The sequence below is a fragment of the Wenzhouxiangella sp. YN1 genome (assembly GCF_056324145.1).
In genome coordinates, this window is the sequence record NZ_JBJNIO010000093.1 from 102,959 (window position 1) to 124,180 (window position 21,222).

General features: G+C 64.7%; 15 protein-coding genes. 7 read left to right on the forward strand and 8 right to left on the reverse strand.

From position 1 onward, the window contains the following. Nucleotides 1-97: 97 nt before the first annotated feature. The gene (locus tag ACEWQZ_RS02250; RefSeq protein ID WP_476481443.1) at nucleotides 98-5,752 is read left to right on the forward strand and encodes a hybrid sensor histidine kinase/response regulator; all 5,655 of its coding nucleotides are present in this window, start codon (nucleotides 98-100) and stop codon (nucleotides 5,750-5,752) included. Nucleotides 5,753-5,760: 8 nt separating this feature from the next. Next, nucleotides 5,761-6,234, forward strand: a complete 474-nt coding sequence (locus ACEWQZ_RS02255; protein ID WP_476481444.1) for a chemotaxis protein CheW — start codon at nucleotides 5,761-5,763, stop codon at nucleotides 6,232-6,234. Between the two features lie 173 nt (nucleotides 6,235-6,407). On the opposite strand, the gene accC is transcribed toward ACEWQZ_RS02255, so the two are convergent. The 6 genes from accC to cutA all read right to left on the reverse strand — a co-directional run bounded on the left by accC (nucleotide 6,408) and on the right by cutA (nucleotide 12,098). Continuing rightward, a complete protein-coding gene (gene accC / locus ACEWQZ_RS02260) occupies nucleotides 6,408-7,754 on the reverse strand; it encodes an acetyl-CoA carboxylase biotin carboxylase subunit (RefSeq protein ID WP_476481445.1) in 1,347 nt (448 codons plus the stop codon). 6 nt (nucleotides 7,755-7,760) lie between these two features. Continuing rightward, nucleotides 7,761-8,243, reverse strand: a complete 483-nt coding sequence (gene accB, locus ACEWQZ_RS02265; protein WP_476481446.1) for an acetyl-CoA carboxylase biotin carboxyl carrier protein — start codon at nucleotides 8,241-8,243, stop codon at nucleotides 7,761-7,763. Nucleotides 8,244-8,246: 3 nt separating this feature from the next. After that, nucleotides 8,247-8,693 (reverse strand): type II 3-dehydroquinate dehydratase, encoded by a 447-nt coding sequence (gene aroQ, locus ACEWQZ_RS02270; protein ID WP_476481447.1) that lies wholly within the window; start codon nucleotides 8,691-8,693, stop codon nucleotides 8,247-8,249. A gap of 233 nt (nucleotides 8,694-8,926) precedes the next feature. Next, complete coding sequence (locus tag ACEWQZ_RS02275) at nucleotides 8,927-9,466, reverse strand: TlpA family protein disulfide reductase (RefSeq protein ID WP_476481448.1); 540 nt, start codon at nucleotides 9,464-9,466, stop codon at nucleotides 8,927-8,929. Continuing rightward, nucleotides 9,463-11,802, reverse strand: coding sequence for a protein-disulfide reductase DsbD (locus ACEWQZ_RS02280; protein ID WP_476481449.1), 2,340 nt, complete (start codon nucleotides 11,800-11,802; stop codon nucleotides 9,463-9,465). The genes ACEWQZ_RS02275 and ACEWQZ_RS02280 overlap by 4 nt, the downstream gene beginning before the upstream one ends. Next, entirely contained in the window at nucleotides 11,778-12,098 is a 321-nt protein-coding gene (cutA, locus tag ACEWQZ_RS02285) for a divalent-cation tolerance protein CutA (RefSeq protein WP_476481450.1), read from the reverse strand. Before cutA ends, ACEWQZ_RS02280 begins: the two co-directional genes overlap by 25 nt. A gap of 278 nt (nucleotides 12,099-12,376) precedes the next feature. On the opposite strand from cutA, the gene groES reads away from it, so the two are divergent. The 4 genes from groES (at nucleotide 12,377) to nfi (ending at nucleotide 17,974) form a co-directional block, all read left to right on the forward strand. After that, on the forward strand, nucleotides 12,377-12,667 hold the full coding sequence (gene groES / locus ACEWQZ_RS02290) for a co-chaperone GroES (RefSeq protein WP_476481451.1): 291 nt from the start codon (nucleotides 12,377-12,379) through the stop codon (nucleotides 12,665-12,667). Nucleotides 12,668-12,726: 59 nt separating this feature from the next. Beyond that, nucleotides 12,727-14,382 carry a chaperonin GroEL gene (gene groL / locus ACEWQZ_RS02295; protein WP_476481452.1) on the forward strand — a complete coding sequence of 552 codons (1,656 nt, stop codon included), beginning with the start codon at nucleotides 12,727-12,729 and terminating at the stop codon, nucleotides 14,380-14,382. Between the two features lie 367 nt (nucleotides 14,383-14,749). Next, nucleotides 14,750-17,308 carry a bifunctional [glutamate--ammonia ligase]-adenylyl-L-tyrosine phosphorylase/[glutamate--ammonia-ligase] adenylyltransferase gene (glnE, locus tag ACEWQZ_RS02300; RefSeq protein WP_476481453.1) on the forward strand — a complete coding sequence of 853 codons (2,559 nt, stop codon included), beginning with the start codon at nucleotides 14,750-14,752 and terminating at the stop codon, nucleotides 17,306-17,308. Next, complete coding sequence (gene nfi, locus ACEWQZ_RS02305; RefSeq protein WP_476481454.1) at nucleotides 17,309-17,974, forward strand: deoxyribonuclease V; 666 nt, start codon at nucleotides 17,309-17,311, stop codon at nucleotides 17,972-17,974. Nucleotides 17,975-18,075: 101 nt separating this feature from the next. On the opposite strand, the gene gcvH is transcribed toward nfi, so the two are convergent. Continuing rightward, nucleotides 18,076-18,465 carry a glycine cleavage system protein GcvH gene (gene gcvH, locus ACEWQZ_RS02310; RefSeq protein WP_476481455.1) on the reverse strand — a complete coding sequence of 130 codons (390 nt, stop codon included), beginning with the start codon at nucleotides 18,463-18,465 and terminating at the stop codon, nucleotides 18,076-18,078. Continuing rightward, on the reverse strand, nucleotides 18,462-18,950 hold the full coding sequence (locus ACEWQZ_RS02315) for a MerC domain-containing protein (RefSeq protein ID WP_476481456.1): 489 nt from the start codon (nucleotides 18,948-18,950) through the stop codon (nucleotides 18,462-18,464). The genes gcvH and ACEWQZ_RS02315 overlap by 4 nt, the downstream gene beginning before the upstream one ends. A gap of 141 nt (nucleotides 18,951-19,091) precedes the next feature. On the opposite strand from ACEWQZ_RS02315, the gene mnmC1 reads away from it, so the two are divergent. Beyond that, nucleotides 19,092-20,981, forward strand: a complete 1,890-nt coding sequence (gene mnmC1 / locus ACEWQZ_RS02320) for an FAD-dependent 5-carboxymethylaminomethyl-2-thiouridine(34) oxidoreductase MnmC1 (RefSeq protein WP_476481457.1) — start codon at nucleotides 19,092-19,094, stop codon at nucleotides 20,979-20,981. Nucleotides 20,982-21,222: the final 241 nt, after the last annotated feature.

A 21,222-nucleotide genomic window follows, 5' to 3' on the forward strand; every position in this document is an offset into this window, starting at 1 on the left:
TTGACCGCTTCCTGCCGCGGGCGCCGGGCGCCCGCGCGGGCGGCGGCACCTGGAGTACGATTCAAATGCGTTGCAGCCTGCTGAACAATTCGCCGACATGAGCAACTCTGGCACCCACCAGTCCCTGCAGTGGACGCGTCCGCTGATCGACGAGCTCGGCCAGGAAATTCTCCAGGCGGTGGAGCACTGGAGCGCGGCCGGCACGGATCGCAGCCCCTCCGACCTCGACGGCGCCATCGAGGCCGCCCGACGCATTGCCGGCAGCCTCTCGGTGCTCGAATTCCACAGCGGCGAGCTGCTCGGCGAAGCGATGGCCGAAGCGCTCGAGGCCATCCGCAAGGATGACTTCGGGCGTGAAGAAGAAGCGCTGAACGCCCTGATGGAGGCCTGCGCCACCCTGCCCGACTACCTGGACTACCTTGCGAGCACCCATCGCGACGCACCGCTGGTGCTGCTGCCAACGGTCAACAGCCTGCGCACCACCGTGGGCGCCAGGCCGCTCGACGAATCCGAGTTCTTTACGCCCGCCGTCGATCATGTCAAACTGCCCGCGGGCAGCGACGCAACGCCCGCCGGCGAACTGCGACGCAGCCTGCAGCAGGCGCTGGGCGTCTTTCTGGTCAACAATCAGGACCAGCACTCGCTCGAGGAACTGACTCGCATTGGCCTGGCCATGCGCGATCACTCCGGGCTGGCAGCCTCGGCCCGGCGCGCCGGCTGGGCCGCGGCTGCGGTCTCGGCCTCGCTCAAGGTCGGCGACCTGGAAAGCGGCCCGACCCTGGCGCGGCAATACGCCCGCCTGGACGCCCTGCTCAAGAGCCTGGCCGACGGCGCAGACAATGTTGACGAGGCTGCCGACGCACTGTGTCGCGCCTTCCTGTTCAACCTGGCCATCAACCGCCCGGCCAATGACACGGCGCGCGAAGCGTGGAACGCTTTCAGCCTGGACGAGCACGCGCCGGAAGCGGCCAGCCAGGCGCGTGCTTTCCTCGCCGGGCGCAATCGCGCCCTGTTCGCGGCGGTCACCCAGGCTGCACGCGAAGACCTGGCTCAGATCAAGGACACCCTGGGCACCCAGCTCGAGCGCTCCACCGATCCGGACCTGCTGGAAAAGCAGACCGAACTGCTGGGCTCGGTGGGCGAATCCCTGGCCATGCTCGGTCTCGACCGGCTGGCGCGACGCATCCGCACACAGGCCGAACACCTCTCCCGGCTGGAATCCGATGCCGACGACCCGGCCCTGCTCAACGTCGCGCGCGAACTGCTGGTGGTCGAATCCCAGCTTGAAGAAAACCTTGGCCTGGTTGAAACCGAAGCCGAGAGCGCCGAAGACGAACAGGATCTCTCCGGCACCCTGCTGCCGGCCTCGGAATGGCGCCGGGTTCTGCGGCAGATGTTTCATGAGGCCGGAGAGGACCTTTCCCACGCCAAGAGCCAGCTGGACGCGCTCAACCGCGGCAAGGCCGAACCCTCGGCCGCCGGCGAGGCGGGCGAAATGCTCGACCGCATTGCGCGTGTGCTCTACATGGCCGAACTCGAAGACGGCGCCGACATGCTTGCGGCGGCGACCGCGCTGATCGCCGCCCAGCTGATCGAAGCCGATGAACCCGCCAGCGGCCAGCTGGAAATTCTGGCCGAGGCGCTGACCATCCTGGAGTTCTACTTCGACGCTCACACCCGGCTGGACGAAAACGGCCGGCGTTACTTTGCCAACACCCGCCAGCAGCTCGAAGAGCTGGGTTACTGGCCCGGCAGCGCCGGCACTGACAGCGTCGCGCCGGCCGCCGAACACGACGAGGTCACCGAAGCGGCGCCGGCTGCGGAAACCGCCGACCGGGGCGAGGAGACGCTCGATACGGAAGCTGCAGCCACGGCAGAGGCACCGCCTGAAAGCGCCGAGGCGGTCGATGGCGAACCGGACGATACCGAGAAGACCCCCGAGATCGAGCCGGGCCAGGTCGATGACGGGCCGGACTTCAACATCGAAGCCGACTTCCAGGTTGAAAGCGACTTCGACTTCTCCGCCGACCTGATCGCCGAAACCGGCCAACAGGGCGCGCCGGTGCCGATCGACGACGCAGCCGAGGCAGCGCCGCCGGCACCCCAGCCCGAAGACATACCCGAGCAAGAGCACGGGGAAAGCCCGGCCGCCAGCGACGATTTCGGCATGGACGACTTCGACATTGTCGAAATCTTCCTGGAAGAGTTCGATCAGGAGCTCGAAACGCTCGAACAGATGCTGCCGAAGTGGCGCCAGAGTCCGGACGACAACGACACGCTGACGACCATTCGCCGATCCTTCCACTCTCTCAAGGGTTCGGGCCGGATGGCCGGCGCGGAGGAAATCGGCGAGTTTTCCTGGCAGATGGAAAGCCTGCTCAACCGCGTGCTCGACGGCCAGCTCGAGCCCGAACCGGCAGTGATGGATTTCATTGCCGCAGCGATGGACATGCTGCCAAGCATGCGCGCACGGCTTTCCGGCGAAGGCGAGCAGATCCATGACGAAGCCGCCTGCGCCAAGCTGGCCGAAAGCGCCGAGCAGGTTGCCTCCGGCGAGGTCTCACCAAGTGCCGCGGCGGCTGCGGCCGCAAACGCCGAGCTCGAAGGCCTGGATCCGACCCTCATCGAGCTGATGGTCAAGGAGCTGTCGGAAAATCTCGAAACCCTGGATCAGTGGCTCGAACAAGCCCGACAGGCCGACTCACCGGGCAGCATCGACGACAGCCTTGTGCGTGCCGTTCACACCATGAAAGGCACCATGCGTCTGGCGCCCATTGGCGATGAAAACGACAGCGCCCAGATTTTCGAACAGTACCTGGAAGAACTGGCGCATTCCGGCGAAGCCCCCGACGAGGCCGGCTTCACTGCGATCCTGGCCTGTCAGGCGCTGTTTCAGAAGCGCCTGGACCGCCTTCAGGGCGAACAGGTGGCCGACAGCGAATTCGATACCGAAGCGCTCTCGACCGAGCTGCGTCGCCTGCATGGCCTGGCCTATCGCGACCGGACGGAACCGACCTGGCCGCCCGAGGCGCTCGCCACCGAAGACGAGGAAGACGTATTTGCCGAGCCGGTCGGCGATGCGCCAGGTGCATTCGACGAAACCGAACCCGGCGACGACGCCCCGGAGCCGGCTGCAGCAGTCGATGGCGAAGACGGGCCGGAACACGCCGACGAAACGCAGGAACCCGGCTTCGTGGACGAGCCCGCTGCGGAACAGCCCGAGCCCGAGCCCGAGCCCGAGCCCGAGCCCGAGCCCGAGCCCGAGCCCGAGCCCGAGCCAGAGCCCGAGCCAGAGCCCGAGCCAGAGCCAGAGCCCGAGCCAGAGCCCGAGCCAGAGCCAGAGCCAGAGCCAGAGCCAGAGCCAGAGCCAGAGCCAGAGCCAGAGCCAGAGCCAGAGCCAGAGCCAGAGCCAGAGCCAGAGCCAGAGCCAGAGCTGGCCGAGGATCCGTACGCCAATCTCAACGAGGACCTGCTCGAAGCGTTCATGGAAGAGGCTGAGGAAATTCTCGAGCGCTCCGACGAAACCCTGCAGCAATGGCGCGAGGCACCCGAAGACAAGGCGCTGGTCACCAGCCTGCAGCGCGATCTCCACACCATCAAGGGCAGCGGCCGCATGGTCGGGCTCGATCAGATCGGCTCGGTCGCCCATGCAATGGAAGAGCTGCTCGAAGGCATTGCCGCCGGCCTGCACCGAGCGACAACGGATCGCATCGACGCACTCGAAACCGGCTGTGATCACCTGCACGGCATGGTCGAGGCGGTCAAGAATCGCGAAGCGATGCCGGCTGCCCCCAGCGACGGGCTGCTGCCGGGACAGGACGACGAGATCGACGAGGTAGAGATCCTGCCCGAAGCCGTGCAGGAGCCGGTGGCAGAGGCCGGCGATGCGGCCGGAGAAGACCAGACCGCACGCTCGGAGACGCTGCGCGTGCCGGCCAACCTGGTGGACAACCTGGTCAACTTTGCCGGCGAAATCAGCATTTTCCGCTCGCGTCTGGAAGAGCAGGTCAACGTCTTCCGCAACAACGTGGCGGAAGTCGACGAAACCGTCATTCGACTCCGGGACCAGCTGCGCAAGCTTGAAATCGAAACCGAAGCACAGATTCTGGCGCGCTACGAGCGCGAGCACGGACCCACCGACGAAGCCTTCGATCCGCTCGAGCTCGATCGCTATTCCACCATTCAGCAGCTCTCTCGCGCCCTGGGTGAATCGGTCAACGACCTTACCAGCCTGACGACCATCCTCGACGACGCCACGCGGCAGTCGGAAACGCTGCTGATGCAGCAGTCGCGCGTCAACACCGAACTGCAGGAAGGGCTGATGCAGGCGCGCATGGTGGCCTTCAACACCTTGCTGCCGCGGCTGCGCCGCGTGGTACGCAACGCCGGTCGCGAGCTTGACAAGCAGGTGCATCTGGCCGTGGATATCGAAGGCGACGGCGAGCTCGACCGCTCGGTACTCGATCGGATCACCGCTCCGCTGGAGCATTTGCTGCGCAACGCCGTCTCGCACGGCATCGAACGGCCGCAGGAGCGCCGCGACAGGGACAAGCCCGAAAGCGGCACCATCCACATCGATGTCAGCCGCGAGGCGACCGAGCTGGTACTGCGCGTCAGCGACGATGGCGCCGGCCTGGATCTGGACGCCATCCGTGAGCGCGGGATCAGTCAGGGCCTGCTGGCTGCGGCCGAAAACACCGGCGAACGCGAGCTGGCCCAGCTGATCTTCCGCCCCGGCTTCAGCACCGCCGAACAGGTCAGCGAACTGGCCGGGCGCGGCATCGGCATGGACGTGGTCGCCAACGAAGTCCGTCAGATCGGCGGCAGTGTTCGCGCCGAGACAACCGCGGGCCAGGGAGCGCAGTTCACCATCCGCATCCCGCTGTCGCTGACGGTCATGCAGGCCATTATCGTGCGCGTGGCCGATCGCCAGTTTGCCATTCCGCTGCAGGCGGTGCGCGGCGTGACCCGAATGCTCAGCTCCGAATGGGAGCACCAGGTGCACTCCAGCGATCCGCACCAGGAGTACGCCGGCGACCCGTACCCTCTCATCGAGCTGGAAACCCAGCTCGGCTTCGACGTCGAAGAGCTTTCCGAAGGCACCCTGTCGCTGCTGATGATCGAGGCCGGCGAACACCGCGCTGCCCTGCGCGTCAGCGAGCTGCAGGGTCATCGCGAAATTGTCATCAAGCCCGTCGGCCCGCAGATCAGCTCGATTACCGGCATTCTCGGCGGTACGATCAGCGGCGATGGTCAGGTCATACCGATTCTCGACATGGGGCCGCTCATTCGCCGCGCTTTCGAGAAGAACCTGCTGCCCGGGCACGAAGCCGAATATGCGCGCGCCGAGCGCGCCGAGGAAGTCAAGCGCACGCCGCTGGTCATGGTGGTCGATGACTCCATCACCATGCGCCGCGTGACCGCCCGCGTGCTTGAACACCGCGGCCTGGAGGTAATGACCGCCCGTGACGGTCTGGATGCGGTAGAAGCGATGTTCGAGCGCGTTCCCGACCTGATTCTGCTCGACATCGAAATGCCGCGCATGGACGGTTACGAGCTGGCCACCCATGTACGCAACGACCCGCGCCTGAAGCACCTTCCAATGGTGATGATCACCTCGCGAAGCGGCGAGAAACATCGCCAGCACGCCCGAGATCTGGGCGTCAACGGCTATCTGACCAAACCCTATCGGGAGGCAGACCTCGTCGAAGAAGTCTTCGACCAGCTCCGGATGCCCGTGCCGCAAGGATAGAAGCGAACATGTCCGACATCGAAATACGCAGCGTGATGGTCCCGGTGACGGGAGCCGACCTTCTGTTGCCCAACGCCACCGTCGCCGAAATGGTCGGTTATACCGAGCCCGACCCCATTCCCCAGGCGGTCGATTGGGTGCTGGGAACCATCCTGTGGCACGGCTGGCAGGTGCCGGTCATCAGCTTCTCCCGCCTGATCGAGACGGCCGACGGCGAAGCGCTCGAGTCCGCGCGTATCTGTATTCTCAAGACTCTGATCGATACCGACCGCATGCCCTACATGGCAATCGTCACGCAGGGCCACCCCAGCCTGGTAACGATCACCGAAGACAACTTCGAAGAAACGCATACCGAGTCGAATCCGATCGCAGTCGCCGGCCACGCCCAGGTTGAAGGCCGCGACGCAGTCATCCCGGATCTCGACCGCCTGGGCCATCTGGTTGCTCACGCCGCTTTCGGAGCGTTACCGCTCACGAGTTGAAAGTGTGAAGTGTGAAGTGTGAAGTGTGAAGTGTGAAGTGTGAAGTAAAGCAGTAGCCTAGTGCTGATCAGTTGGGGTGCTGTCTGGAATTCAGCCTCTTCCCACCCGATAAAGAAATCCCTCACTTAACACTTAACACTTAACACTTAACACTTAAAACTTCACACTTAAAACTATCTTTCAAGCAGCTTCTCCAGATAGTGGATATTCGTCCCGCCTTCGCGAAAGCCGGGATCCTCCATCAGTCGCTGATGCAGCAGAATATTGGTGACCACCCCGCGCAGCACGATCTCGTCCAGGGCCACGCGCATGCGCTCGATTGCTGCATCGCGGGTTTCGCCAAAGGTGATCAGCTTGCCGATCATCGAATCGTAGTTGGGCGGCACCTTGTAGCCGTCGTAGATGTGTGAATCGACACGCACGCCGGGCCCGCCCGGAGCATGAAAAGCGCTGATGGTGCCCGGCTGGGGAATGAATTTTTCGGGATCTTCGGCGTTGATGCGGCATTCGACCGCATGCCCCTGGATGCACACATCTTCCTGCGCGAATGGCAGCGGCTCGCCGGCAGCGGCGAGGATCTGCGCGCGGATCAGATCCAGCCCGGTGATGGCCTCGGTGACCGGGTGTTCGACCTGAATACGCGTGTTCATCTCGATGAAGTAGAACTCGCCGTCTTCGTAGAGAAACTCGAAGGTACCTGCGCCAAGGTAGCCAATGCGTCGGCAGGCGTCGGTGCAGATCCGACCGATGCGCTCACGCTCTTCGGCTGTAATTCCCGGTGCGGGTGCCTCCTCGATGACCTTCTGGTGGCGTCGCTGCATCGAGCAGTCACGTTCACCCAGATGCACGGCATTGCCGTGGCTGTCGGCCAGCACCTGCACCTCGATGTGGCGGGGATTGGTCAGGAACTTTTCCATGTAGACCGTCGGGTCACCGAAACCCAGACGAGCTTCCTGGCGCGTGAGGCTGATCGACTTGATCAGGTCGTCGGGGTGTTCGACCACGCGCATGCCCCGTCCGCCGCCGCCGGCAGCCGCCTTGATCAGTACCGGATAGCCGATCTCGTCGGCCAGCTTGCGGGTGCGACGGTCATCATTGCCCAGCGGGCCGTTGGAGCCAGGCACGCAGGGAACGCCGGCCTGACGCATGGCATTGATGGCCGACACCTTGTCGCCCATCAGGCGAATCGTTTCCGCGCGTGGCCCGATAAACGTAAAGCCGGACTCTTCCACCCGCTCGGCAAAATCCGGATTCTCCGCCAGGAAGCCGTAACCGGGATGCACGGCCTCGGCATCGGCGACTTCCATGGCGGCAATGATCGCCGGCACGTTCAGATAGCTCTGGTTGGCAGGCGCCGGACCGATACAGACCGATTCGTCGGCCATGCCCACGTGCTTGAGGTTGCGATCCACCGTGGAATGAACGGCCACCGTGCGGATCCCCATGGCGTGACAGGCGCGCAGAATGCGCAGCGCAATTTCGCCGCGGTTGGCGATGAGTACCTTCTTGAATGGTGCCATGATGCCTCAGGCCTTGCGGATCACAAACAGGGGTTCATCGAACTCCACCGGCTGGCCGTCCTCGACCAGTACGGCAACCACCTCGCCGCTGAACTCGGCTTCGATCTGGTTGAACATCTTCATCGCCTCGATCAGGCACAGCGTGTCACCGGACGACACTTTGCTTCCTGTCCGAACGAAAGGATCGGATTCGGGGTTGGGTGCAGAGTAGAAGGTTCCGACCATCGGCGAGCGCACCACCTCGCCTTCAGGCAGGGCTTCCTCCGCCTCGGCGGGCGGGCTGCCGCCGGCGTCGGCCGCGGCCGGCTGGGGCACGGCTGCCGCCGCCGGCTGAGGCGCGGAAACCGGAATCTGCTGCACGGGCTGGGCAGGCTGCGGCGCCGGGTGGCGAATGAGCCGAACCGATTCCTCGCCCTCGTGAATCTCGATTTCTCCCAGCTCGGATTGCTCGAGCAGCTCGATCAGTTTCTTGATTTTTCTCAGGTCCATATACTATTCCGAAGCCTTGATCTTGTTGATGACAGCCTGCAGCGCCAGGACGTACGATTCGGCGCCAAACCCGACGATGACGCCCTCCGCCAGATCGCTGCAATAAGAGCGATGCCGAAATGGTTCGCGGCCGTGCGGATTACTCAGGTGAACCTCGACGAACGGCACCGCCACGGCTGCCAGCGCATCGCGGATGGCGACCGAGGTATGCGTGAATGCGGCCGGGTTGATCAGTATCCAGTCCGTGCCGTCGGCGGCCGCGGCCTGAATGCGCTCGACCAGCTCATGCTCGGCGTTTGACTGAAACGTTTGCAGCGCGACCCCATGATCCGCGGCCAGGCGCATCAGCCTCTCGTCGATAGCGGTCAGCGTCGTCGTCCCATAGACCTCGGGCTCGCGCTGCCCGAGCAAGTTCAGATTGGGTCCGTGAACGACGAGAACGGCACTCATGCCGACTCCTGAGCGTGCTAAAGAATGGCGAGTGTGCCGCATGGTGGAGGAATTGTCCACACGTTCGATGAAGATGGGCGAAGATACGGTGGCGAATGGTGGGGTGAGTGTGAAGTGTGAAGTGTGAAGTGTGAAGTGTGAAGTGGGGAGTGTGAAGTGGGGAGTGTGAAGTGGGGAGTGTGAAGTGGGGAGTGTGAAGTGGGGAGTGGGGAGTGGGGGTTGTCCGGGTTGTTTCAATCCAGGTTTGGTGCCAGCGCCTCCTCGAGCTCTGCGGCCGTCACCTCGCCGAAGTGGCGCCAGCGCACGATGCCGTCGGCGTCGACCAGCACGGTATAGGGCATGGCACCAACGCTGTTGCCCCAATCGCTTTGCACGTCCAGGACCTCATCTTGATCGGCCAGTATGGTGTAGTCGATGCCGAGTTCGTCGACAAAACGGCCGACCGCTTCAGGGTCGTCCAGGGCGATACCGACCACCGCAAGCGCGTCGGCATGGCGTTGGCTGGCGTCCTGAAGCACGGGCATTTCGCGCCGGCAGGGCGCGCACCAGGTGGCCCAGAAATTGACCAGCATCGCGCGGCCTGCGAAGCGCTGGGCAGCGACGCGCTCACCATCGAGGGCCGGCAGATTGAAGCCGGGATGCGGCTCCCCGAGCGCCAGTTCCGATTCGGGTCCGCTGGCGGGTGCCGGCGCGCGGTTGGTCCACCATGCCAGCGCCGTGCCCAGCAAAAAGCCCAGCACGATCACGGAAGCCCACAGCCGCCAGCCAGTCATTGCGACCCCCCCCGGCGCGCGCGCGACCGCCCGGCGACCTCGTCGAGCAGGGGCAGGAAGTCCTGCGGCGAAAGAAAGCCGAACATGCGGTAGTCGGCCAACTCCTCACCGTCGGCGAAGAACAGATAGGCCGGAGGGCCGAACAAGTCGAAGTGTTGCAGCATCGCCTTGTGGTCATCGTCATAGGCGGTGATATCGGCCTTGAGCAAGGTGAAATCGTTCAGGCGCGCGGCCACCTCCGGATCGGGAAAGGTCCGGCGCTCCATGCGCACGCAGTCAACGCACCAGTCGGCATAGAAATCCAGAAAGACCGGGCCATCGGCGGCGGCCACCGCAGCTTGCAGCTGATCGAGCGAGTCGACCTCGCGAAAGCTCGGTGTCTGCGCCACCGCCGCCCCGCCGCCGGAGCCCGCCAGGTGATGCAGCGGACGAACCCAGTCGCGCCCGCCCGAAAGCGCGCCGGCAAACTGGGCGATACCGACGATCAGCAGCATCACGCCCAGCGCCTGCCACAGCTTGCGCCAGCCGCCGGCACTGGGGTCCAGGCGCGTAAGGGCGCCCAGATAGACACCGCAGCCAATGGCCAGCGCACCCCACAGCAGCATGATGACCGCGCCCGGCAACACCCGCTCGAGCATCCAGACGGCCAGCGCCAGCAGGCCGACGCCGAACACTGCCTTGACCGCGTTCATCCAGCCGCCGGCGCGCGGCAGCAGCTTGCCGGCCGAAGTACCCCACACCACCAGCGGAATGCCCATGCCGATGGCCATGGCAAACAGCGCCAGACCACCCAGCACGGCGTCGCCCGTCTGGCCGATGTAGATCAGTGCTCCCATGAGTGCCGGCGCAACGCAGGGCCCGACAATCAGCGCCGACAGTGCACCCATGATCGCCGCCCCGAGCAGGGTGCCGCCCTCGGCACGATTGGATACCTCGTTGAGCCGCGTCTGCAGGCTGGAGGGCAGCTGCAGTTCATAGAAGCCGAACATGCCCAGCGCAAGCACGACAAACAACGCGGCGAATGTGATCAGGATGGCCGGGTGCTGGAAAACCGCCTGCAGATTCTGGCCGAACAACCCGGCGACCACGCCGAACAGGGTATAGACCAGCGCCATGGCCAACACATAGACCAGCGACAGGCGGAAGGCCCGGCCCGTGGTCATGCGCTCGCCCTCGCCGGCGATCAGCCCCGACAGGATCGGCACCATGGGGAAGACGCAGGGCGTGAACGCCAGCAGCAGGCCGGCGATCAGGAACAGCCCCATGGCAACGAGCGGCCGCCCGTCCAGAGCGGCCGCCAGACGATCCTGCTCGGAGCTTGGCAGAACAACCTCTGCCACCTCCTCACTGACCTCGGCCGGGGCGCTGCCCGTGGCTGACGCCGCGCCCGTCGAAGTGGTTTGCGCCGGTGGCAGCACAAGCGCGATGTCGCGGGTCATCGGCGGATAGCAGATACCCTCGTCGAGGCAGCCCTGAAAGCTGGCATGCAGGGTGACTTCACGCTCGCCGTCGACGGCACGGGAGAGCTCGAGCGGGATTTCGACGTCCCCGAAGTAGACGCGAGTGTTGCCAAAATACTCATCCGTCTGGGGCTCGCCCGGCGGCAGCTCGCTGGCGCGCACGGACACCTCGGAATCATCGATTTCGAAGGCGAACGACTCGCGGTAGAGATAGTAATCCGGTTGTGCCGTGGCCCGCACCAGAACGGTATGCGGACCGCCGGCAATCGCTTCGATCCGGAAAGCCTCCTCGGCGGGCAGCGCCTGGCGCTGTTTTCCCAGCAGCGAGTCCAGCGCATTGCCGGTACCACTCTGGCTGCCGAACGCCGACGACAAATCAGCGCCTGATGTCGATGCCGCCGGCCGATCCGGCAAGCGCAAGTTCACCTGCTGGCGGTGCGGCGGATAGCAGACCCCCACATCGGCGCACCCCTGAAAGGCAACGCTGGCCTGCACCATCGCGTTGGCAGGCGGGTCTTCCAGCGGCACGCGCACGGTGACGGCGTTGCGGTAGGTTTCGGTCTCGCCGAAGAACTCGTCGACCTGGGGCGCTCCCGGCGGAATCAAGGGATCGCCGAGGACGGTACCCTGACCGCTTGCTGCCACATCGAAGGCATGGCGATAGAGGTAATAGTCGTCGGCGATATCCCAGTGCAGAATCAGGGAGTCGCCGTCGACACTCGCCTCGAGGGCAAACGCCTCCTCGACCGGCAGAAGATCATCGGGGTTTATCTGAGACAGGCCCGGCAGTGACCAAAGACCGACCAGCAGCAGGGCCAGGCCGGCACGGCCGACGCCTGACATTCCGGTGATCATTGCACCCAGTCTCGAATCCATTGCAGATAGCCTTCCAGTCCGTCACTGACCGGCACGACCAGCAGCTCGGGCACATCGTAGGGATGATGCGCCACCAGCTGCTGCTCGAGCGCACTCACCCTTGCCCGGGTCGTCTTGATGGTCAGTGGAATCTCGCTTGCGCGCTCGATCCGACCCTGCCAGGGGTAGGTCGAGGTCACGCCCGATCCGGCCGAAACACAGGCGGCCAGCTTCTGTTCGACCAGCATTGCCGAAAGACGTTCAGCCGTTTCGCGGTCGGGGCATGTTGTCAGTACGAGGCAGATATCGTCGCTCATGATCAATCCGGTTTCCTGATGCGTTGAAGTCGGTTGCAAGCCCGCATTCCAACAGCCTGCCATTATTGCCAAGAAAATGTGCGACCACATCCGACTCGGAGCCTTGAAATGCAGACCGCCGGACTCCATTTGGCAAACGTGTCGGCGCGGTCGCGGCAGAACCTTGTTTCTGCTGCCAAGCGCCCCAAGTCAGGCCAGGTCCGCCGGTGAGGTCTCGACCGACCCGGCAGTCAGGCCATCAACCATTAACAATCGCTTAAGTCAAGGGAGAAAAACCCATGAAACTGCGTCCTTTGCATGATCGCGTCATCGTCAAGCGCGTTGAAGAAGAGCGCACCACCCCCGGCGGAATCGTGATTCCCGACAGCGCCACCGAAAAACCGATTCGCGGCGAAGTGCTTGCTGTCGGCAACGGCAAGATCCTGGAAAACGGAGAAAAACGCGCGCTGGATGTGAAGGTGGGCGACACGGTGCTGTTCGGCAAGTACTCCGGCACCGAGGTCAAGGTCGACGAAGACGAGCTGCTGGTGATGCGTGAAGACGACGTCATGGCAGTGATCGAGTCCTGAACCACGCCACCCGCATAACCTGATATCCCAAAGACTCAAGATTCAGAGGAAACAAGATCATGAGCGCCAAAGAAGTCAAATTTTCCGAAGAAGCCCGCAACAAGATCCTGCGCGGCGTTGATGTGCTGGCTCACGCAGTCAGCGTGACGCTGGGTCCGAAGGGCCGCAACGTCGTGCTCGAAAAGAGCTTCGGTGCCCCGACCATGACCAAGGACGGCGTGTCCGTGGCCAAGGAAATCGAGCTCGAAGACAAGTTCGAGAACATGGGTGCACAGATGGTCAAGGAAGTTGCTTCCCAGACCTCCGACACCGCCGGTGACGGCACCACCACGGCCACCGTGCTGGCCCACTCGATGCTGCGCGAAGGCCACAAGGCTGTTGCCGCCGGCATGAACCCGATGGACCTCAAGCGCGGCATCGATCAGGCCGTGCGTGCCGCCGTCGACGAGCTGGCCAAGCTGTCCACCCCCTGCGACACCGACAAATCCATCGCCCAGGTCGGCACCATTTCGGCCAACAGCGATGAAGAAATCGGCAAGATCATCGCCGAGGCCATGGGCAAGGTCGGCAAGGAAGGCGTGATCACGGTCGAAGAAGGCCAGTCGCTGGACAACGAACTGTCGGTTGTCGAAGGCATGCAGTTCGACCGCGGCTACCTGTCGCCGTACTTCGTCACCGACCAGCAGGCCATGCAGGTCGAGCTGGAAAACCCCTACATCCTGCTGCACGACAAGAAGATCTCCAACGTGCGCGATCTGCTGCCGATCCTCGAAGGCGCGGCCAAGCAGTCACGCAGCCTGTTGATCTGCGCCGAAGACATCGAAGGCGAAGCGCTGGCCACCCTGGTGGTCAACAACCTGCGCGGCACGGTCAAGGTTGCTGCCGTCAAGGCGCCCGGCTTCGGCGATCGCCGCAAGGCCATGCTCGAAGACATGGCGGTGCTGACCGGCGGCCAGGTGATTTCCGAGGACGTCGGCATGAGCCTCGAGAAGACCACCATCGACCAGCTCGGTTCGGCCAAGAAGGTCCAGATCGACAAGGACAACACCACCGTGATTGACGGTGCCGGCGATGCCGCAGCGATCGAAAGCCGGGTCGGCCAGATCCGTGCCCAGATCGAGGACGCCAGCTCCGACTACGATCGCGAAAAGCTGCAGGAACGCGTAGCCAAGCTGGCCGGCGGTGTCGCCGTGATCAAGGTTGGTGCCGCTACCGAAGTCGAGATGAAGGAGAAGAAGGCGCGCGTCGAAGACGCACTGCACGCGACCCGTGCGGCTGTTGAAGAAGGTGTCGTTCCCGGCGGCGGTACCGCCCTGGTGCGTGCCCGCAACGCCATTGCCGAACTCACCGGCGACAACGCAGATCAGCGCGTCGGCATCAAGATCGCCCTGCGCGCCATGGAAGAGCCGCTGCGCAAGATCGTTTCCAACTCCGGCGGCGAGCCCTCGGTCATTCTGGCCCAGGTCTCCGACGGCGAAGGCAACTACGGCTACAACGCCGCCAGCGACGAGTTCGTCGACATGATCGACGCCGGCATTCTCGACCCGACCAAGGTGACGCGCTCTGCCCTGCAGAACGCTGCCTCGGTCGCCGGCCTGATGATCACCACCGAAGCGGCCGTTGCCGAAATCCCGCAGAAGGATGAAGGCGGTGCCCCGGACATGGGTGGCATGGGCGGTATGGGTGGCATGGGCGGTATGGGCGGCATGATGTAAGCACGCCCGCTCAAAAGCCCATGGCTGCCTGTAGCCAGCAGCCTGTTCGAAAAGCCCCGGCCTCCGCGCCGGGGCTTTTTGTTGGTCCGGCCTCAAAGCAGGTTGCATTCAGGGCTCCAGGAATGGCCCGAATCAAGGCGTCGCTCGCCGGGAAGGGTCATTCCCTTTCCAAGAGCGACAACGCCGCTGTAGTGAGCCTGCAGCAAGTTCCGATAACGCGGTTTGTCGACAGGCACAGCGCGGCTGAATGCAACCTGCTTTGATGCCGAGTCGATATTTGCAGGCCGGGCAGATCGGAGTAAAGTGGCGCCTGCGCCTGCGCGCCTTGCCGGCTGCGGGCGCAGACGGTCCAACCAGTCGATCTCCCATGCACAGACCCCTGCAATCCATCGATATCGACACGCTGCGCTCGCACTGCCGCTTTGCGGCCGAGGCCTGGCGGCGCTTTGCCGATGCGCCGCATCCCGAGCGCCCCGCAATGCGCCCGGACGCCGGCGCGCTGGCCGCCGACCCCGCCGCCGCCCTGCGCCGTTACAGGCAGTTGCAGTCGATCCATATCCTCTGGCGCGACCTCACCGGCGAAGCCGATATCGCGGAGACCGGCCGTGCTCTGTCCGCGCTGGCACGCGAGTGCATCGAAGGGGCACTGTCCGCGGCCGAGGCTCGCATCGCCGATCGCCACGGCTGGCTCGAAAATGCACAAGGCGAGCGTGAGCGACTGATCGTTTTCGGGCTCGGCAAGCTCGGCGGCGACGAGCTCAACTTCAACTCTGACGTCGACCTGGTGTTTGCACATGCCGCACGTGGCCGCAGCAGCGGCCCCCGCCGACTCGATGCTGCTCAGTGGATGCAACGCGTGGCACGCGAGCTCATCGGGCTGCTCGATCGCGTCGACGCCAACGGTCGGGCCTGGATTGTCGACACCCGCCTGCGACCGTTTGGCGAATCCGGTGCGCTGGTGTGGTCAGTGTCCGCCATGGAACAGTACTTTGTCAGCGAAGGTCGCGCCTGGGAGCGCTATGCATGGATGAAGGCCGCGCCGGTGGGGGGCGATCTTGCCGCTGGACGCGCCTTGATCGAGGCCCTGCAGCCGTTCATCTACCGACGCTATCTCGACTACGGTATCTTCGAGAATCTGCGTGACCTGCACCGACGCATCGGCGCCAGCGCCCGCAAGCATCGTGGTCGTCAGGACATCAAGCGTGGACGCGGCGGCATCCGCGAGCTGGAGTTTCTGGTCCAGAGCCTGCAGATTCTGCGCGGCGGTCGCGAACGCCGGCTGCGCCCTACCGGTTTTCTGCCCGCCCTGGACGCCTGCATCGGCCTGGGCTTGATGCCCGCCGATGATGGCCGCGCGCTGCGTCAGGCTTATGGGTTCCTGCGCATTCTTGAAAACCGACTGCAGGCCATGACTGCTCGCCAGGGCCATGAACTGCCCGCACAGGAGCGCGAGCGGCTGAAGCTCGCCGAACTGATGGGCTTGACGCACTGGGACCGCCTGCGACCGGAGCTGGAGGCCTGTCGCAAGCTCGTCAATCATCACTTCAGCGAGCGCTTCCGCGATCCTGATGCCGGCGCGGACGAGGCCGATGGGCGCTGGCCGCCGGATGCCGACACCGGCAAGCGCCTGAGCGCCGCCGGCTTCCGGCGGCCCGACGATGCCGCCGAGCTCCTGCACCGCTGTCATGCCCGCCTGCAGCGACAGCCACTGAGTGCCGAAGGCCGCCAGCGACTGGAGCGGCTGATGCCGAACCTGATCGAGGCGGTTGCGCATCAGCAGCCCCCCGACACCAGCCTGCCTGACCTGCTGCGCCTGATCGATCAGATCTCGCGCCGGTCAGCCTATCTGGCTCTGCTGCGCGAGCGTCCGGAAACGCTCGAGCGGCTGGTGCGGGTCTTCCATCTCAGCCAGCGAATCGCGGAGTGGATCATCGCCGCGCCACAGCTTATCGATGATCTGCTCGATCCCATCAACGGCTTCGAGCTGCCGGCCGCACCCACGCCCGATCCCGATGATCGCGAAGCCAGTCTCTGGGCGCTGTCGCGCTGGCGGCAGGCAGGCTTTCTGCGCACCGCCCTGGCCGAGCTGGACGGGCGCCTGAACGGCGTTGATGGCGGGCGCCAGTTGAGCCGCATGGCCGCCGTCATCATTGAGCAAACCCTGAAATTGTGCGGCCGCGGCCAGTCCGACGACCTTGCGGTCATCGGCTACGGCAATCTGGGGGCCGCTCAACTGCACTTCGAATCCGATCTCGATCTGGTCTTCCTGCACCGCGCCGGCGAGGCGCCGCGACGCGTGGTACAGCGGCTGGTCAGCGCTTTGCAGATGCCTCTGCCCGGCGGCAAGCTTTTCGCAATCGATACTCGCCTGCGGCCCAACGGCCGCGCCGGCCTGCTGGTGTCGACCCTGGAGAGCTTTGCCGATTACCAGCGCAACAAGGCCTGGACCTGGGAGCATCAGGCGCTTGTTCGCGCGCGCTGGGTCGCCGGCAGTCCGGCGCTGCAAACGGCATTCGAAACCACGCGCGCGCAGGTACTTGCGCAACAGCGTGACCAGCGCTCGACCGCCGCCGATCTGGCCGACATGCGCTCGCGTCAGCTGCGCCAGCGCCGTGAGTCGCCCCTGCGACGGGCTCTGACCGATCTGCAGTTTCTGGCCGAACTCGGCGTGCTCACGCAGGCCAGCCGGCACCCTGACCTGCTGACACCGCGCGACACCGGTTCCCAGTTCGAGGCCCTGGCCGACGCAGAGTGGATGGACGCCGATCTGGCCCGGTCTCTGGCCGCCGACTGGCAAGAGCTGGTCGAGCGTCGCCATCTGGACTGGCTGCGGCGCGAACCTGCCTCCGTCGACCAGGAGCACATCCGCAGGCGCATCGACGCTGCCTGGGCCGATCATTTTGGCCAGACTCCGGGGGGAAGATAGATGGCTTCAGGTATTGACGGGCGAGCCCTGATGGCGCGTCAGCGCGAGCTGGCGGGGCAGGTGATCGCGCGCGACGACCTGCGCCTGCCGCCTCGATTGGTGGCCGGTGTGGATGCCGGATTCCCCGATGACGGCCGCACAACGCGGGCGGCGGCCGTACTGATGCGTTATCCGGAGCTGGAACTGATCGACGAGGTGGTCTTCGAGCAGCCCACGGAACTGCCCTATATCCCGGGCCTGCTTTCGTTCCGCGAACTGCCAGCGGTGCTCGGCGCACTCGAGCGCCTGTCCACCCGGCCCGATCTGGTGTTGTGTGACGGCCAGGGCCGCGCACACCCGCGCCGATTCGGCATTGCCTGTCATCTGGGCGTGACGGCCGGCCTGGCCACTATCGGCGTCGGCAAGAGCCGTCTGTGCGGACAACATGAAGCCCCGGGCCCGAAGAAAGGCAGCGCCGTCGATCTGCTCGACGACGGCGAGGTGATCGGCCGGGTCGTGCGCTCGCGCGATGGCGTGCGACCGCTGTATGTGTCCATCGGACACCGCATCAGCCTGGAAACAGCCGTTGCCCTGGTGCTCGCCTGCACGCCCCGCTATCGCCTGCCTGAACCGGTCAGACGCGCCGACCGCCTTGCCAGCCAGCACCGGCAGGTCAAGCGTTCGTAAAGCGATCAGATTCCGCAACAGCGGTCGGTGACAGGCATCCATTCGACGGGCGGCTGCAGGCCGTCGCCCGCCGCGTGCGCAGGCGTTCTTGTGGCGACAGCTCAGTCTTCGTCGATGTTTTCCTTGTACGCCTCGGCGTCCATCAGCTCATCGAGCTCGGCGGGATCATCCAGCCTGATGGAAAACAGCCAGCCGTCGCCATAAGGATCGTTGTTGACGATTTCGGGTGAATCGTCCAGCGAGTCATTGACCACCACAACCTCTCCGGACACGGGGCTGTATATGTCGGAGGCCGCCTTGACGGATTCGACGACCGCGCTGGCGTCGCCGCGACTGAAAGTATCGCCCTCTTCGGGCAGCTCGACGAAGACCAGGTCACCCAGCTGTTCCTGCGCATGGTCACTGATACCAACCTTGACCACGCCTTCTTCTTCCTGACTGACCCACTCGTGGCTTTCTGCATAGCGCAGATCGGAAGGAATATCGCTCATGAATCTGTCCCTTGAAAGTTCAGCCTGATTCTATCAGCTTGGGCCCGCGGGTAATGACCCGCGACAGCCGGGCGCAAGCAGAAGCGTCGGCGCCGACGCAGATTGAACCAGTGGCCGATGATCAGCGTCAGGCCGCCCGCAGAAGTCAGGCCCGAAGCCGCAAGGGGCGACAGCACCGCGCCCTCGAGAATGGCGGCGACCAGCACCAGGCCGAGGCCCAGCAGGCCCACCAGCAGCAGCCCCCGGCTGCCGTGGCTACGATACCCCAGCCAGAAAGCACCAATGCTCAACGGCAGGATCGGCAGCAGCAGCAGGCGATGAAATAGATGACTGCCAAAAATGCCCAGAGACATGAATGGCGCCAGCACAATCGCCAGACTGAGAATCAGGCACTGCACCAGACAGACGGCTGACACGCAAATACCCGCCCGATCCAGCAGATTGGCGCGTGGGGCGCGTTCGGTTGTTTTGAAAACGACGGCCATGGCTCACTGCTCCAGCAACACGAACGATATGATATAACATTTGTGATGGCCTTGTCTTTTTCTCAGCTTGTTTTCTTGGGTTACACGGCATTACTACCGCAGCCGCGGCCATAGAATGTCGGTTTTGTTCCGGCCGCAATCATGACCGACTTCATCCTGCCCCCGCTGGCGACGGCAAACATCGACTGGCAAGACGACACACCGTTTGCAGGCGGCTATGACGACAGCTATTTCATGCCCGGTCGCGGCGTGGCCGAAAGCCGGGCGGTTTTCATCGAGGCGAGCATGCTGCCGCAACGCTTTGCCAGCCTGCCCGATGATGCCCTGTTCCTGATCGGTGAAACCGGCTTCGGCACCGGACTCAACGCCTTGCTGACCACCCTCTGCTTCGAACGGCATGCGCCGCCTGCAGCCCGGCTGCACTATTACTCCGCCGAGCTCCATCCTCTTTCCAGGGCCGATCTGGGCCGCGCCATTTCGCACTGGCCGGAGCTGGCCGCTCCGGCGCAAGAGCTGCTGCGGGCCTGGCCGCCACCGGCCCCGGGATTTCACCGCATCCAGCTGAATGAGCGCGTCGAGCTGACCCTGATGTTCGGTGATGCCCTGACGCTGTGGTCAGCCGGACCCCAGCAGGTCGACGCCTGGTTTCTGGACGGCTTCGCGCCCGCGCGCAACCCCGGCATGTGGCACCAGGATCTGTTCGACGCCCTCGCCTTACGCTCCCGGCCGGGCGCAACCGTCGCCACCTTCACCGCCGCCGGGCACGTTCGACGCGGCCTGGCGGCGGCGGGCTTCGAGGTCGAGCGCCACGCCGGCTTTGCCGGCAAGCGCCACCGGCTGACCGCCCGCCAGCCGGGTCGCTGGAGAGCACAGCGAAAAACATCCGGACAGGCTCTGGTCGTGGGCGCCGGGTTCGCGGGCTGCACCACCGCCCGAGCGCTGGCGCAACGCGGCTGGTCAGTCAAGGTAATCGACCCCTCCCTGGCCAGCCTGGCCGGCGCCACCCTCTCACCGCTGGCGGCGGTGCTCTACACCACCGCAAGCCATCACCTCAACGCCCAGAACCGTTTTCATCTGGGTGCATTGCTGCATGCACAGCGCTGGCTGCACCGGCACGGCTTCCCGGAAAACGAGCACCAGGGACGACTCGACGGGCTCATCCAGCACCTGGTCGAGCCGCGATTGGCCGACAAGACTCGCAAGGCCATGGCCAGCGGCGCCTGGCCTCCCGAGCTGCTGGCACCCTGCGGCGAAGATCAGGTCAGGATCGAAGGGGCAGGCGCCATCCGTCCCCAAGCCTGGTGTCGCTTCTTGCTTGATCATCCGAGCATTGCCACAAGCGCCGAGCGGGTGGCCGTCATCGACAGCGGCGACAACGCCCGCGTGACACTCACTTCAGGCGGCGTGCTCGAAAGTGACGCCCTTGTCATCTGCACCGCCGGCGCGACCACGAGCTTCGATGGCCTGGGTTGGCTGCCGCTGCGAACCGTGCGCGGGCAGGTCACCTTCTGCCGGGCCACCGCGGCCAGCATGCAGTGGCAACAGGCCCACTGTCATACCGGCTACCTCACGCCGGCCTTCGATGGCGTGCACTGCATCGGCGCCACTTTTGACCGCGAACGCCAGAAAGCCCTCATCGACCATGCCGATGATCAGGCCAACCTGGCCGAGCTGGAGCACGGTGCGCCAGAACTCTGGCAGGCGCTTGGTGGCAAACACATCGAGGTGGTCGGTCAACATGCCGGTCTTCGCTGCCAGCCAGCCGACCCGCTGCCCCTGGTCGGCCCGCGACCGCAGCCCGAGCACAATCCGCACACGCTTGACGAAAGCGTCTGGCTCAACATCGCCCATGGCTCGAAAGGACTCACACACACGCCGCTGTGCGCCGACATCATTGCCGACCGCCTCTCCGGCCACCCGCTGGCCACTGACCACCACGTCGTCGCCTCACTTGCCCCCGAACGCTTCATAGACCGCCGCCGTCGACGCGATCCTGATTGGCGGCCCGGTACCGGCAATGATCGGAACTGAGCCCGTTCAGGGCAATGCTTGTTGGAACCACGGATTGCGCTGCTTCACACAGAATGCCCAAGCCATCGAAAGGCGATGGTGCCGGCTGAGAGATGGCAGTGGCCGCTACGCGGCCTGGCCCTTCGGGCTGTCGCTGCGCTCCAGCGAGCTCGCGGCTGCGCCGCTCGGTTCGAACTCGATTGTCGATTGTCGGGAGTTCGAATACGACTCCGGCCAGCGTAAGGAGGCCTGAAAAGTGTCC